The organism is Leisingera sp. SS27, from assembly GCF_028368855.1.
Taxonomy (GTDB): Bacteria; Pseudomonadota; Alphaproteobacteria; order Rhodobacterales; family Rhodobacteraceae; genus Leisingera.
In genome coordinates, this window is the sequence record NZ_JAQNCY010000006.1 from 271,588 (window position 1) to 284,382 (window position 12,795).

Consider the following 12,795-nt stretch of genomic DNA (forward strand, 5'->3'; position numbering starts at 1 on the left):
AGCCTGAATAGAGGCACAATAAAAATACAGGCTGGGACTATGAACAGAAGGGCATTTGGCATGAGTGCGGCCGCGAGTCTGGCGTTGGCTGGCTGCAGCAGTACCACAGGCGGCACGGTGAGCAGGTTCAAGGCTTATGATGGCCCGCAGGTCACTTCGATTGTGATCAACAAAGGCGCGCGCAAGCTGTACCTGATGCACAACGATGAAATCCTTCGGGAATACAAAGTTGATCTGGGGTTTGCACCGCTCGGGCCAAAGCGGTTTGAAGGTGATGGCAAAACACCGGAAGGCACTTATGTGATCAACCGGCGTAATCCCAACAGCAGTTACCATCTGTCGGTAGGAATCTCTTATCCCAACAATCAGGACCGTGCCCTTGCACGGGCCAACGGCAAGCGGCCAGGCGGAGAGATCTTCATCCATGGTCAGCCAAACAATCCCAAGGAACGCAAGCGTGCGTCCCGGGTTGATGACTGGACAGCTGGCTGCATTGCTGTGACCAACGAGGAAATCGAAGAGATCTATGCGATGGTGCAGGACGGCACAACTATTGCACTGCGGCCCTGATTTAGGGATTCATCTGAACAATAAGGTCCGGCGTGTCAGCGCAGGACCTTTTTTCAGAACCGTTTCAAAACGAAGCGCAGCGGTTTAGCTGCCCATCACCAGCGTCCACCAGATCTTACCGTTTGGCTCTTGGAACCAGGAAAATCCCATGTTTCTAGCCTTGGGATCCAGGATCACAGCTCGGGTGGCCGGTTTTTCCAGCCAAGCAGTCAGGGTTTGCTGTTCATTCTCGTAGGTTTCAGAGATGTTTTCACCCAGCAGCGTGCCTGCATAGCCCGCACGGGCAACCCGGTCCAGCGGCGATGATCCGTCAGACCCGAAGTGCCAGGGCCGGTTTTGTACGGACATGTCGCGGGAGTGAGTCGCTGCAGCAGCAGTCAGTTCGGCGTTCAACTGAACAGACTGCGCACCAGCAGCCTGGCGCAACGCATTGACAGAGTCGAGCATTCGCAACTGCACTTTGTCTGCATTTCTGATGCGGTAGGATCCGCCGGATTCTGATGACGGTGTACAGGCCGCCGCCAGCGTTAGAATTGCAGCAGCCACCAGCAGAAAAACGCGATTCATAATGCTCTCTCGCTCTATCAGTCGCAGATGCATTTATCCTTCATGTGGCAGCTGTGCAAACGGACCGGCAGAATTATGCAGGCTTGACCGCCGGATTGATTTGCGACTGCGGCTTTCCGGCCATAAAATGGAGCACCTAGGATCCTGATCGCGCAAATTGGAAGATGTGATGTCCCAAAAACCATTTGAAAGCTTCAGCAGGAGGCAGTTCCTTGCCGGGAGCGCTGCTATGATATCCTCTACGGCGCTGGCGCAAGAGGAATCTGATAGTGCCGCGCAGGCTTATGACCCCTTACGCCCGCCGCCTGAGCCTGAACCGCCGGTACAGCGCAATATTTCTGCTTTCCGGGCCAAATCCTGGCGTCCCTATTTCGACAATCTGCGCAACGGGGCGATTCTGGTCGATATCGACAGCCGGGCGCTGCACTATTGGTCCGCGGATGAAAACACCTACAAGCTGTTTCCGTCATCTGTGCCGCTGTCAGACGATCTCACACGCCGCGGCCGTACCGAGGTAGTGCGCAAGGTGGAGGGGCCAAGCTGGGCACCAACACCCAATATGCGAAAACGTAACCCGGAATGGCCTGCCTACATTCCGCCGGGCCCGGATAATCCGCTGGGTACCCATGCACTTTACCTGAGCTGGAAGTACTACCGGATCCACGGAACCCACGATACGCGCAAGATCGGGCGAAAGTCGTCGAACGGATGCATCGGGCTTTATAATGAGCATATCGGTGAGTTGTTCAGCTTGGCAAAAGTCGGCACTCAGGTGTTGCTAATTTGACGACACGCAGCTGGGCGCTAAGCTGTTAACTATAACAAGCAATTGCAATCCCGCGTTTTTGCTGGTTAGAAAAAAATACGAGGTAAGTCTTGGGTGCGTGGTTCAGATGTTTGATCCGCGCAAATTCTGGAGGTTAACATGAAAAAACTCGTTATCGCTGCTGCGCTGACCGCTGCTGCTTCCACTGCCACCGCTGGCAACCTGTCCGAGCCGGTTGTTGAACCGCCGGTCATCGTGGAAGAAGCTCAGGGTTCTTCCAGCGGCATCCTGCTGCCGCTGCTGCTGCTGGTTCTGGTCGGCGCAGCTGTTGCATCGAACTAATTTCGATTCACGGTTACAGAGAAGGCGGTGGTTTCCCACCGCCTTTTTTGTTGTCCGAAGCGATCTCTGAAGCTCCTGTCAGACCGCTTCCACTTCTTGCAGAATGCTGTCCAACGTTTTGACGATCATGCTAGTGTCGTCTGAATCGATGGTCAGTGGCGGCCGGATTTTCAGGATGTTGTCCTTGGGGCCTTCACTGCCGATCAGGATCCGTCGGTCCCGCATACGGTTTTTGACATAAGAGCAGATTTCTGTGGCTTGGGAGCCATCCGGGTTGATCAGCTCCATCCCTAGAAACAGTCCCATGCCGCGGACATCGCCAACGCAAGCGTATTTTCGTTCCAGAGATTTCAGGCCTTCAATCAGCTGCTTTCCCTGGATACGGGCATTTTCCTGCAGACCCTCCTCATCCACGATATCCAGAACCTCCTTTCCCATCCGGCAAGACAGTGTTGAGCCGCCAAAGGTTGAAAAGAACTCGATCCCGTTGTCGAAGCTTTCGGCAATAGCCCTGGTCGTTACAAGCACACCTAATGGATGGCCGTTACCGATTGGCTTGCCCAGCACTACAATGTCGGGCAGAGCTCCCTGGTGTTCGAACCCGAAATAATAGTCGCCAAGCCGTCCGAGGCCAGTTTGCACTTCATCTGCGATGCAGATACCGCCTGCATTGCGGATTTTTTCATAAACCGCAGGAAGATATCCCGTGGGAGGTATAATTTGGCCTCCAACGGAAGGGAAGGTTTCCGCGATGAAACCGGCCACGCCGTGGCGCTTTTCCTGAAGGCGGTCGATCGCTGCATCTACTAGACCGGCGTATTTTTGTGCCCGGTCCGGGTCATCCCTCCGGAAAGAGCCACGATAGTCATCGGCAACTTCAACAAGTTCTACCCAATCTGTCTGCCCGATCCCGCCGGGCTTGTTGAATTTGTAGGCTGAAATGCTGACTGCGCCGGTGGTGTTGCCGTGATACCCGTGATCTGGTGTCACCATGCCTTTGGAGCCCGTGTGGGCGCGGGCGAGACGCAAGGCTAGTTCGTTAGCCTCTGTCCCTGAGTTGACGAAAAAGCAGACCTCCAAATGATCGGGCAACTTGGATAGCAGCTTCTCTGCAAAGGCAGTTTGTACCGGGTGCAGGTACCGGGTGTTGGAATTCATTCGCCTTAATTGGTCGGCGGCAACGGCCTGGATGCGCGGGTGGGCGTGCCCCACATGCGGCACGTTGTTGTAGGCATCCAGATATGGCCGGCCCCATTCGTCAAACAGGTGGTGCTTCCAGCCGCGTACCAGCATCACGGGGTCGGTGTAGGTCAAGCTTAGATTGCCACCGAAATGTGCGCGGCGTCCCGCAAGAATGCCATCCTTGCTGGTGGGCTTATAAAGAACCTTCTCGTCAGGCAGATTGAGCAACGGCGCCGGATTGGGGCAGAGTGCGCTCCACAGATACATCTCGTCTGGATCGCCGACTCCGGGCCAGCCGGCTTCGATGCCTTCTGTGGTCATCGCCAGCTGAAAATGAACATGGGGTGCCCAGCCGCCGTTTTGGTTAGGATTGCCAAGGCGGCAGAATTCTTCGCCCTTTTCGACTGTATCACCAGGTTTCAATCGGTCCAGGAACTCGGGATCCAGATGACCATACAGAGTGTAGAAGGAATCGCCTTCGGGTGTTTCATGGCGCAGAATGATCACACCGCCGTAGTCCAGGTGGCCATCGCGGTATTCGGCAGCAAACACTTCTCCGCGCAGCGGTGCAAACATAGCAGTTCCGGCCGGGGCAAAAGCGTCTACCGCCAGATGAACCGTGCGGCGATTGCTGGCCTTCCACGGCCCCTTGCGGAATGCAGCGTCTGTGTAAATCAGCCTGGGTTCATGGTAGTAGCCCAGCCAGATGCGGCCATTATCCTCGAATTCTTCACCAACCTTGGCAGCTTCTTTTAAGGGCATGTGGAACGGGTTTTGCGGCCAAGTTGATTGTTCTACGGAAAGCGACCCCATAGGGGCGTCCGCGAGGCTTTTTCCCATGAGAAGCGCGAAGTTTCCGCGCTCCTGATCAAGCCATGCCAGGACACGGTCGGCACCCTCAATAACGGGCAAACCGCATGCCGCGCGGAGCCGTGCTTTCAGCAGCCCGCTATGCAGTGAATTGCTTTCCAGAAACCGCCAGGCCGGTGCCTGAGAAATTGTCACATAGGGGTCATCCGGATTTTCCGCGGCCATCAGGGTGGAATTCACCACGCTTACTGCCAACCGCATCCTCAGCAGCGGCCAAACCATGTCCGCTTCGGCAGCGGTCAGCGGGTAGGCCTCGTGATACCCCGCAACCAGCGACGCAAGGGCCTCCTCCGGTGCAGGGTGATCCAAAACAATGTATGCCGCGGCAATCGCCAGATCGCAGACGCGGGGGCCTGTGCACATGTCGCCCAGATCGATCAGTCCGGATACCCGCCGAGGTTCATTCAAGTCGCCGGCCACCATGATGTTGTAATCATTGGCGTCATTGTGGATGGCCTGTTTGGGAAGCTTCGCCAGTTCAGGCTTTAACTTTGCGAACTCTGCAGAAATTTCTTGCAGGATGGCGAGGCGTGCGGGGGAGTTGATGCAGGAAAGCTGTTCCGTGATCCATCCTGCCTGCATCAGGTCCCATTTGAAATCTCGTTCAAGACCTTCGTGACGGAAGTCTGCCAGCGCCTTGGCCGAGCCGCCCAAAACTCTGCCGACCTCTTGGATCAGCGCATCGCTTTTCGGCTCTGTCCTGGCATAACAACGGCCCGGCAATTGGTTCAGCAACCAAACCAGCCGGTACTGGCCGTCTTCATCCGGTAGTGACAGAAGTGACCGTCCGGATGAAGACGCAATGACCCGCGGGCAGGGTAGATCAGGCTGGCGCTCCGCGATATGCTCGAACGCCTTTACCTGCATGTCGACCAGCCACTCCTCGCAGCCAGGGCGCATTGCCTTTAGGATGTATCCTTGGCCGTTCTGGCCGTTTGCCAGGAAGTTCTGGTCGTATTCGCCGTCCAGCCGGGTCAGTTCCGCTTCAATGCCCCAATGCTCCCGGAGGGCTTTGGCCCAATGCGCAAGCGTCATCCAATATCTCCCTGTTTTCCGGACGGTCCGGAAACTGAATATTGGATACTTTTTGGACTGAGGCCGCCGGTTAGTCCAGCCAGCCTTTCAGGTTTTCCTCGATAACACCGGCCAGAGCCGCAACGTGATCGTCATCGTCATTGAGGCACGGAATATAGAGGAAGTCTTCGCCGCCGGCGTGTTCAAAGCTCTCGCGAATCTCTTCGTTGATCTCTTCGAGTGTCTCGATGCAGTCAGCGGAGAAAGCCGGCGCAATCACCGCAATGTTTTTCTTGCCTTCCTTGGCAAGCGTGGCGACGTGATCCACCGTGTAGGGTTTCAGCCACTCCTCGGGTCCGAAAACCGACTGGAAAGTGGTGGTGATCCGGGTGTCGTCCCACCCCAGCCGCTCTTTCAGCAGCCGAGTCGTTTTCTGGCACTGGCAGTGATACGGGTCCCCCTGCATCAGATACCGTTGTGGCATCCCGTGATAAGAGACCACCAGAATATCTGGGCGTTTTTGCGCCTTGGCATAGGCTTCCTCAACTGACCTTGCCAAAGCGTCGATATAGGCAGGCTGATCAAAATATGGCGCAATAGTACGGGCTGCTGGCTGCCAGGATTCTTCCATCAATGCACGAAAGAACTGGTCGTTGGCGGTGCCTGATGTCGCGCCTGCGTACTGCGGATAAAGCGGGACAAACAGGATCTTCTGGCAGCCAGCCTCAACCATTTTCCGCACCTTGGATTTGGTGGATGGATTGCCGTAGCGCATGCAGAAATCGACCATAACCTGATCGCCGTACCGCGCTTTCATCACCTCTTCGATCTTGTTGGTCTGGTCCTTGGTGATGGTCATCAGCGGGCTTTCACCCTTGTCGTGGTTCCAGATCGACTTGTAGGCCGCGCCGGAGGAAAACGGGCGCTTGGTCAGGATGATCAGCTGCAGCAGCGGCTGCCATTTCCACCACGGGTAGTCGATCACCCGCTTGTCGGACAGGAACTCACTCAGATACCGGCGCATCGGCCAGTAGGAATAGTCATCCGGGGTGCCAAGGTTGGCCAGTAGGATACCGACCTTTTCCGCCGGGATCTTGGGATGATGGGCCGGGGCGTGGGCAGGGCATTGGGCGGTCCGGGCGGCGTCCAGCATGGGCAGGTCCTGTGCGGCTAAGATTTGTTGTTGGCGGATAATTACTGTGTTTACGCGCAGAAGGCCAATTGGATCACATTGGCGCAGCCATAGCGGAAACTTATCAGGAGTCGAGCTTGGTTTCCGGCACCTTCAGCGCATCGGCCAGGCGCATCTGGGCAGAGCCGGGGCGCAGGGGTTTCTGCTGGCTGTCTGATGGTGACCAGCCGGTGAGGCAGACCAGCTCGAACGTTGCAGGCAACCGGCCCTCGGCGTTGGCGAAATGCTCCCGGTAGATATGATCGGCCAGCTGGAAGAGGCCGCGCGGCGCCGGGCGCCTCAGGCGCTGGGCAAGAGCGTTGGTTTCACCCATGCCGCGCAGGTCATGGATCAGGTGGGTCAGGTCGCGGTATTCGGCAGTAAGAGGTACAAGGTCAGCAACCGGCAGGGCAAAGCCTGCACGTTGCAACAGACCACCCAGATCACGGATTTCCCCCATCGGCGCTATGCGCGGTGAAAGACCGCCCAGCACAGCGGTCTCGGCTTCGGCCATGGCTGCGCGCAGTTCGTGCAGGGTCTGACCGCCCAGCAGAATCACCAGCAGAAGCCCGTCCTCTTTCAAAGCGCGGCGGCATTGTATCAGTTGCCCGACCGGATCGTTCGCCCAGTGCAGGCACATGGCGTGGATCACCACATCGTGCGCGCCGGCTTCCAAATCCAGCATGTCCTCATCCGCGACGATTTTCGCCTCAGGTTCAAACCCCTCCCAGACCTCGGGAAATGGGCAGACAACAGCGGGGGCTGTAAAGGTTCTGTTAACCAAGCTTATACGATCCTCAGCCTCGTCCCGTGCCATTTGGTGCAGGAATAGGGTATCCGGCCGCCGACGCGCTCGGCGGACTTCGAGGACGCGGCGGTCGAAGAGCTGCATGGGTGCTTGTGTCATGGGGGCTATTTAGATGCTGACAGCCCGGATTCAAACTGCTGTTTCACTGATTTATCCATCCCAGTGCTTAGGCTGCGGCGGGTTGGTTGGCAGTGACTTCGGGCTGTGTGCGGCTTGCTGGGCAGGCATGCACTTTATTAGTGGGACAGTTTGCGAAGGCTGCGGTGCTCCGCTGCCAGGTGAAGCGGACGGGTTCCGCTTGGAATGCGATAGTTGTCTGCGCAATTCCAGGCCCTGGATAAAGGGGCGGTCCGCCTTGCTCTATGAAGGTCAGGGACGCAAACTGGTTCTGGCCTTGAAGCATGGCGATCGAACTGAAATTGCCGGTCCGGCAGCAAACTGGCTGCACCGGGTGGTAGAACCCTTGCTGGAGGGCAACCCGCTGATTTGCCCGGTGCCGCTGCATTGGACCAGGCTGCTGAAGCGAAAGTACAATCAATCCGCATTGTTGGCCGCTGCCCTGGCGAAACGCGGCGGGTGGGAGTATTGCCCGGATCTGCTGAGACGGGAGCGACGGACTCCTTCGCTGGAGGGGAAAACCCGGGAACAGCGTTACCGGCTATTGGGTTCATCCATTGGTGTTCGGCGAAACAGAAAGAACAGGATCAAAGGACGGGCTGTGCTGATCGTTGACGATGTAATGACCTCAGGCGCTACCCTCTGTGCCTGCACCGATGCCTGCTTGCAGGCGGGTGCGGACGAAGTGCGCGTGGCAGTACTGGCCCGGGTCACGCAAGCGTGAGGCTTGCTTGGTGCCACTGGCAATTGTTGCAATGAATGCCCAATTCCTCCACAACCTTCGAAACCTGAACATGGGGTCCTGAATGAAACCGGTTGAAATTTACACCTCGCCGCTGTGCGGCTTCTGTCATGCAGCCAAGCGGCTGCTGAACCAGAAAGGTGTCAGCTTTTCGGAAATCAATGTGCTGGCACAGCCGGAGCGCAAGGCTGAAATGATTCAGCGCGCCAATGGCGGCCGCACCGTGCCGCAGATTTTCATCGGCGAAACCCACGTCGGCGGTTGCGACGACCTCTATGCTCTTGAGCAAGCGGGCAAGCTCGACCCGCTGCTGGCGGCCTAAGACCCGGAGACCGGACATGCGCGCAGCTCTGCTTCAATTGACGTCCACTGATGTTCCGTCTGAAAATCTGGAGACAGTGAAGACGATGATGGCTGAGGCTGTGCGCGGTGGAGCAGGTTTTGTTCTGACGCCGGAAGTCACCAATTGCCTGTCAGGCAGCCGGACACATCAGAACAGTGTGCTGTGCCACGAGGAAGGCGACCCGACTCTGGCGGCCCTGCAGGAAGAGGCTGCCAGGCACGGCGTCTGGCTTCTGCTTGGATCATTGGGGATCAAGACCCATGACGACGACGGCCGTTTTGCCAACCGCCAGTTCCTGATCTCGCCAGACGGTGAAATCAAGGCGCGCTATGACAAGATCCACATGTTCGATGTGGAAGTCACGCCAGAGGAGACCTACCGCGAGTCTGACGGATACCGCCCCGGCACCAAGGCAGTGGTGGCTGAAACGCCTTTTGCCAAGATTGGCATGACCATTTGTTATGACGTGCGCTTCCCGAAATTGCACCAGGCTCTCGCCATGGGGGGCGCTCAGATCATTACCGTGCCTGCCGCCTTTTCCTATGTGACTGGTGCCGCGCATTGGCACTCTCTGCTGCGTGCCCGCGCCATTGAAACCGGCTGTTTCGTGCTGGCGCCTGCGCAAACCGGCAAGCACCCCGCATCCCGTGGTCCCTGCCGCCAGACCTATGGCCACTCCTTAGCTGTTTCTCCGTGGGGCGAGGTTCTGGCGGATGCAGGACAGGAACCTGGTCTGACTTACGTTGATCTCGACATGGAAAAAGTGGCAGAAGCACGCAAGCGCGTGCCTTCCCTGACCCATGACCGGGAGTTTGACGGACCCTGATGGACGAGACGCATTCTCTGGCAGTATCGCTGTTCAGCGAAATTCTGATGGCTGACCAGCTTGCCCGGTCACGCCTCAGCAAGGTGCTGCCCAAGGGTATGGAGTTGTCGCACTTTTCAGTGCTTAACCACCTTGCACGCGCAGGTCTTGAACGCTCTCCGGCGCAGTTGGCCAAGGCCTTTCATGTGACGCGTGGAGCCATGACTAACACGCTGAACAAGCTGGAAGTGGCAGGCTATATACATGTGCGCCCCGACTGGGATGACGCCCGGCGCAAGATGGTGGCAATCAGCCCGGCAGGTAAAAACGCCCGTGACGCTGCCCTTGCAGGAATAATTCCCGTGATTTCTGAAGTTGTGGGTGAATTGGGTAGCGACCGGGTCCGGGCCACGTTGCCAATCTTGCGAGAACTTCGCGGCAAGCTTGAAGAGAGCGGATGAAAATCAGAATCAATCTAAGATTTTGATATATTGGATTAAAAAAGACGCCTGCAAGCAGGCGCCTTTTTCCCCATCAGTCCCCATCAGTCCGTGAGTGGCGGTTCCGGTTACCTTTGGGTGGACCCACCAACGTTAAAGCGGCAAGCAATCACTCGGTTAAGAAGCTTACTGCCCCAGCACCGAGACGAAAATATTCAGTTTCCGCTATTTGACGATAGCAAGCGGCCGTCAGAGTCCAAAGTGTTCATTAGGATTACCTCCTATCCATTTGGATAGACGCCGCCTGAAATGGCTGACGAGGGAAGGCGTCATTCAGGCTTTACACTTGCGGTCACATAGTTGACGGACAGATCCCGTTCAGAGATCGACCAGTTCCAAGTGATCGGATTGAACACGAAACCTTTGCGGTCGACAGGTTTCAGCCCAGCCTGTCGCAGCAACTCGAACAGTTCGTCAGGCGTGATGAATTTCGACCATTCATGGGTGCCGCGCGGCAGCCAGCGCATAATCAATTCTGCACCGACAATTGCCATGGCAAAGCTTTTGGGATTGCGGTTGATGGTCGAGCAAACCTCCATTCCCCCAGGTTTCAACAGCTGCTGGGTGGCCGTCAGGTAGCTAAGCGGGTCGGCGACATGTTCCACGACTTCCATGTTTAGCACGACGTCAAACTGCTCGCCCGCTTCTGCCAGAGCTTCTGCGGTCGTATGGCGATAGTCGATTTCCAATCCGGATTGTTCGGCATGAATGCGGGCTACAGGCAGGTTGCCTTCAGCCGCGTCGGCGCCAACCACTGTTGCTCCCAACCGTGCCATCGGCTCGCTCAGCAGCCCGCCGCCACAGCCAATGTCCAACAGCCGCAGCCCTTCGAACGGATTTTGTGACCTGAGGTCTCGGCCGAACTCACCAGCAATTTGGCTCGTGATATAGTCGAGGCGGCACGGGTTCAGCATATGCAGAGGCTTGAACTTGCCGTTCGGGTCCCACCATTCCGCAGCCATCGCTTCGAATTTGGCGATTTCCGCAGGGTCGACCGTGGATTGAGGCGCTTGCATTCCTGTCTCCGTGTGCTCTTTTGTAATCTGACGTTTCACTAAGGTCAGTAATGGATAGATACCCGGACCAAAAGCGCGCTGTGCATTATCTTTACCCGCCGGTTGAACCTTTTGACCAGCGCATGATCGATGCAGGGCAGGGCCATCGCATTTATGCGGAGCAAAGCGGTAATCCGAATGGAATTCCGGTTATTGTCTGCCATGGCGGCCCCGGCGGGGGCAGCAGTCCGGCGATGCGGCGCTATTTTGATCCGCATGTCTACCGAATCGTCCTGTTCGACCAGCGTGGATGCGGCCGGTCCCGCCCGTATGCCTCATGTGAGAATAACACCACCTGGCACCTTGTCGCTGATATGGAGTTGATTCGAACACAGCTCGGCATCCAGTCTTGGATTTTGTTTGGCGGCAGCTGGGGAGCAACTCTTGCGCTGATCTATGCCCAGACCCACCCCGACCGGGTGCAGCAGATGATCCTGCGCGGCGTCTTCCTGATGACCAAGGCTGAGCTCGACTGGTTCTATGGCGGCGGTGCAGGGAAGTTTTGGCCGGAGACTTGGGCAAAATTCGTCTCCTTGATTCCAGATGCAGAGCGGAGCGATATGATTGCCGCGTATAAAAAGCGTCTGTTTTCAGGAAGCTTGGAGGAAGAGGTGCGATACGGCCGGGCCTGGTCAGCTTGGGAAAACGCACTGGCTTCTGTTCATTCCAACGGTCAAAGCGTTGAAAGCCCAGGGGATTATGCACGCGCCTTTGCGCGACTGGAGAACCATTACTTCAGCAATGGCGGGTTTCTTGACTACGATGGTCAGATCCTTGCCAATATGGGCCGGATTTCCCATGTGCCCGGTGTTATCGTACAGGGCCGCTATGACATGATCTGCCCGCCGTCGTCGGCATGGCGTCTGAATGAGCTGTGGCCAAATGCGGAGTTGAAGATGGTTCGCAATGCCGGCCATGCTTTGTCGGAACCGGGAATCAGTGCTGAGCTGGTTCGGGCAATGGACCGGATTGCAGGAGAGCTTGTGCCATGACGCGCATCGACCGCCGCGCGCTGTTCACCTCAGGTGCAGCTGCTGCCTTGCTGGCGGCGGCTGGCGGGTCGGTCAATGCATCGCCGAAGCCTGGTGGCGTTTTACGCCTCGCGGTGCCGCGTGAGGGAAGGATGCTGGAGCAGGCTGCCCGTGGTGCAATCTATGACAACCTAACCGAAGTCGCACCTGATGGATTGCTTCGTGGTGAACTTGCTACCAGTTGGCAGTCCGCAACGGATGCGCGAACCTGGACATTTAATTTGCGCGAAGGCGTCACTTTTCACGATGGCACACCGTTGACGGCGGAGGATGCCGCGGCATCCTTGGGCGCGCTGGGCGTCACGGGGTCAGATGTGCAGGCTGTTACCGCGTTGGATAGCCATCAGGTGCTGCTGGAACTGGTGAATCCTAACCCGCATCTGCCTTATCTCTTGGCTGGGGCAGATCATCTGATTGCCCCTCGCGGCGAGCTGCCGGTCCCTCTGGAAGGGGCGGTTGGAACCGGATGCTATCGCGTGGAGCGTGCTCAGGAGAACCGCCATTTCCGCGCTTCTAAAGTGGCTGGGCATTACAAGGCCGGTGCAGCGGGCTGGGCAGACACCGTGGAAATTATCGTGATCCCGGATGCCTCAGTCCGGGCCGAAGCACTGCGCGACGGCTATGTCGATGTTGCCGCGCTGCCGGAACCGCGCGGCCTGCTCAAGCGCGGTGAATTCCTTTATCACCCGTCCTCGAAAGATATTGCACTTGCCGCCCGCCACGATGTCGGCATCCCGCGCAAGGTGGGCCAGCGTGCACCGCTTGACGATGGCCGCATCGCGGAACGGTGGTGGCGGGTTTGAAGTCGGCTTGGGCTTCGTGAAAAACACAAGCCTTGCAGTTTTCCCTAATCCCCCCTATATGCCTTTGACAACAGCGGCGCGTTGAACCTCTGGCTCAAGGCTCCACCGG

14 protein-coding genes are annotated in these 12,795 nt (G+C 57.3%); 9 read left to right on the top strand and 5 right to left on the bottom strand.

Features of this window, described 5'->3' with window-relative positions; all coding sequences use genetic code 11:
* Nucleotides 1-39: 39 nt before the first annotated feature.
* On the top strand, nucleotides 40-570 hold the full coding sequence (locus N6L27_RS14955; RefSeq protein WP_271908096.1) for a L,D-transpeptidase family protein: 531 nt from the start codon (nucleotides 40-42) through the stop codon (nucleotides 568-570).
* An 84-nt stretch (nucleotides 571-654) separates the two neighbouring features.
* On the opposite strand, the gene N6L27_RS14960 is transcribed toward N6L27_RS14955, so the two are convergent.
* Nucleotides 655-1,137 carry a CAP domain-containing protein gene (locus N6L27_RS14960; protein WP_271908148.1) on the bottom strand — a complete coding sequence of 161 codons (483 nt, stop codon included), beginning with the start codon at nucleotides 1,135-1,137 and terminating at the stop codon, nucleotides 655-657.
* A 169-nt stretch (nucleotides 1,138-1,306) separates the two neighbouring features.
* Here N6L27_RS14960 and N6L27_RS14965 point away from each other — a divergent pair, with 169 nt between their 5' ends.
* Nucleotides 1,307-1,924, top strand: a complete 618-nt coding sequence (locus N6L27_RS14965) for a L,D-transpeptidase (RefSeq protein ID WP_271908149.1) — start codon at nucleotides 1,307-1,309, stop codon at nucleotides 1,922-1,924.
* Nucleotides 1,925-2,062: 138 nt separating this feature from the next.
* Nucleotides 2,063-2,245 (top strand): hypothetical protein, encoded by a 183-nt coding sequence (locus N6L27_RS14970; protein ID WP_024092111.1) that lies wholly within the window; start codon nucleotides 2,063-2,065, stop codon nucleotides 2,243-2,245.
* 78 nt (nucleotides 2,246-2,323) lie between these two features.
* On the opposite strand, the gene N6L27_RS14975 is transcribed toward N6L27_RS14970, so the two are convergent.
* The 3 genes from N6L27_RS14975 to N6L27_RS14985 all read right to left on the bottom strand — a co-directional run bounded on the left by N6L27_RS14975 (nucleotide 2,324) and on the right by N6L27_RS14985 (nucleotide 7,389).
* Nucleotides 2,324-5,332: an aminotransferase class III-fold pyridoxal phosphate-dependent enzyme gene (locus tag N6L27_RS14975; protein WP_271908097.1), complete on the bottom strand. Its 3,009-nt coding sequence runs from the start codon at nucleotides 5,330-5,332 to the stop codon at nucleotides 2,324-2,326.
* Nucleotides 5,333-5,402: 70 nt separating this feature from the next.
* Nucleotides 5,403-6,464 (bottom strand): ferrochelatase, encoded by a 1,062-nt coding sequence (gene hemH / locus N6L27_RS14980; RefSeq protein WP_271908098.1) that lies wholly within the window; start codon nucleotides 6,462-6,464, stop codon nucleotides 5,403-5,405.
* A 103-nt stretch (nucleotides 6,465-6,567) separates the two neighbouring features.
* Nucleotides 6,568-7,389 carry a methyltransferase domain-containing protein gene (locus N6L27_RS14985; RefSeq protein WP_271908099.1) on the bottom strand — a complete coding sequence of 274 codons (822 nt, stop codon included), beginning with the start codon at nucleotides 7,387-7,389 and terminating at the stop codon, nucleotides 6,568-6,570.
* A gap of 13 nt (nucleotides 7,390-7,402) precedes the next feature.
* On the opposite strand from N6L27_RS14985, the gene N6L27_RS14990 reads away from it, so the two are divergent.
* From N6L27_RS14990 to N6L27_RS15005, 4 genes are all read left to right on the top strand, one after another.
* Nucleotides 7,403-8,131, top strand: coding sequence for a ComF family protein (locus N6L27_RS14990; protein ID WP_271908100.1), 729 nt, complete (start codon nucleotides 7,403-7,405; stop codon nucleotides 8,129-8,131).
* Between the two features lie 82 nt (nucleotides 8,132-8,213).
* On the top strand, nucleotides 8,214-8,471 hold the full coding sequence (gene grxC, locus N6L27_RS14995) for a glutaredoxin 3 (RefSeq protein ID WP_039184577.1): 258 nt from the start codon (nucleotides 8,214-8,216) through the stop codon (nucleotides 8,469-8,471).
* 16 nt (nucleotides 8,472-8,487) lie between these two features.
* Nucleotides 8,488-9,318 (top strand): carbon-nitrogen hydrolase family protein, encoded by an 831-nt coding sequence (locus N6L27_RS15000; protein ID WP_271908101.1) that lies wholly within the window; start codon nucleotides 8,488-8,490, stop codon nucleotides 9,316-9,318.
* Entirely contained in the window at nucleotides 9,318-9,758 is a 441-nt protein-coding gene (locus N6L27_RS15005) for a MarR family winged helix-turn-helix transcriptional regulator (RefSeq protein ID WP_271908102.1), read from the top strand. The genes N6L27_RS15000 and N6L27_RS15005 overlap by 1 nt, the downstream gene beginning before the upstream one ends.
* Nucleotides 9,759-10,066: 308 nt before the next feature.
* Here the strand turns inward: N6L27_RS15005 and ubiG are convergent, their stop codons facing one another.
* Nucleotides 10,067-10,813, bottom strand: coding sequence for a bifunctional 2-polyprenyl-6-hydroxyphenol methylase/3-demethylubiquinol 3-O-methyltransferase UbiG (gene ubiG / locus N6L27_RS15010; RefSeq protein WP_271908103.1), 747 nt, complete (start codon nucleotides 10,811-10,813; stop codon nucleotides 10,067-10,069).
* A 50-nt stretch (nucleotides 10,814-10,863) separates the two neighbouring features.
* On the opposite strand from ubiG, the gene pip reads away from it, so the two are divergent.
* Both pip and N6L27_RS15020 read left to right on the top strand, forming a co-directional pair.
* Nucleotides 10,864-11,844, top strand: coding sequence for a prolyl aminopeptidase (gene pip / locus N6L27_RS15015; protein ID WP_271908104.1), 981 nt, complete (start codon nucleotides 10,864-10,866; stop codon nucleotides 11,842-11,844).
* Entirely contained in the window at nucleotides 11,841-12,686 is an 846-nt protein-coding gene (locus tag N6L27_RS15020; RefSeq protein ID WP_271908105.1) for an ABC transporter substrate-binding protein, read from the top strand. Before pip ends, N6L27_RS15020 begins: the two co-directional genes overlap by 4 nt.
* The last annotated feature ends 109 nt before the right edge of the window (nucleotides 12,687-12,795 follow it).

What these genes read in the sequence shown, in the direction of transcription:
- pip (WP_271908104.1), top strand. Translation starts at nt 10,864, where the DNA reads ATGGATAGATACCCGGACCAAAAGCGCGCTGTGCATTATCTTTACCCG.
- grxC (WP_039184577.1), top strand. Translation starts at nt 8,214, where the DNA reads ATGAAACCGGTTGAAATTTACACCTCGCCGCTGTGCGGCTTCTGTCAT.
- N6L27_RS14990 (WP_271908100.1), top strand. Translation starts at nt 7,403, where the DNA reads ATGCTGACAGCCCGGATTCAAACTGCTGTTTCACTGATTTATCCATCC.
- hemH (WP_271908098.1), bottom strand. Translation starts at nt 6,464, where the DNA reads ATGCTGGACGCCGCCCGGACCGCCCAATGCCCTGCCCACGCCCCGGCC.
- N6L27_RS14960 (WP_271908148.1), bottom strand. Translation starts at nt 1,137, where the DNA reads ATGAATCGCGTTTTTCTGCTGGTGGCTGCTGCAATTCTAACGCTGGCG.
- N6L27_RS14985 (WP_271908099.1), bottom strand. Translation starts at nt 7,389, where the DNA reads ATGACACAAGCACCCATGCAGCTCTTCGACCGCCGCGTCCTCGAAGTC.
- N6L27_RS14975 (WP_271908097.1), bottom strand. Translation starts at nt 5,332, where the DNA reads ATGACGCTTGCGCATTGGGCCAAAGCCCTCCGGGAGCATTGGGGCATT.
- N6L27_RS15005 (WP_271908102.1), top strand. Translation starts at nt 9,318, where the DNA reads ATGGACGAGACGCATTCTCTGGCAGTATCGCTGTTCAGCGAAATTCTG.
- N6L27_RS14970 (WP_024092111.1), top strand. Translation starts at nt 2,063, where the DNA reads ATGAAAAAACTCGTTATCGCTGCTGCGCTGACCGCTGCTGCTTCCACT.
- ubiG (WP_271908103.1), bottom strand. Translation starts at nt 10,813, where the DNA reads ATGCAAGCGCCTCAATCCACGGTCGACCCTGCGGAAATCGCCAAATTC.
- N6L27_RS15020 (WP_271908105.1), top strand. Translation starts at nt 11,841, where the DNA reads ATGACGCGCATCGACCGCCGCGCGCTGTTCACCTCAGGTGCAGCTGCT.
- N6L27_RS14955 (WP_271908096.1), top strand. Translation starts at nt 40, where the DNA reads ATGAACAGAAGGGCATTTGGCATGAGTGCGGCCGCGAGTCTGGCGTTG.
- N6L27_RS14965 (WP_271908149.1), top strand. Translation starts at nt 1,307, where the DNA reads ATGTCCCAAAAACCATTTGAAAGCTTCAGCAGGAGGCAGTTCCTTGCC.
- N6L27_RS15000 (WP_271908101.1), top strand. Translation starts at nt 8,488, where the DNA reads ATGCGCGCAGCTCTGCTTCAATTGACGTCCACTGATGTTCCGTCTGAA.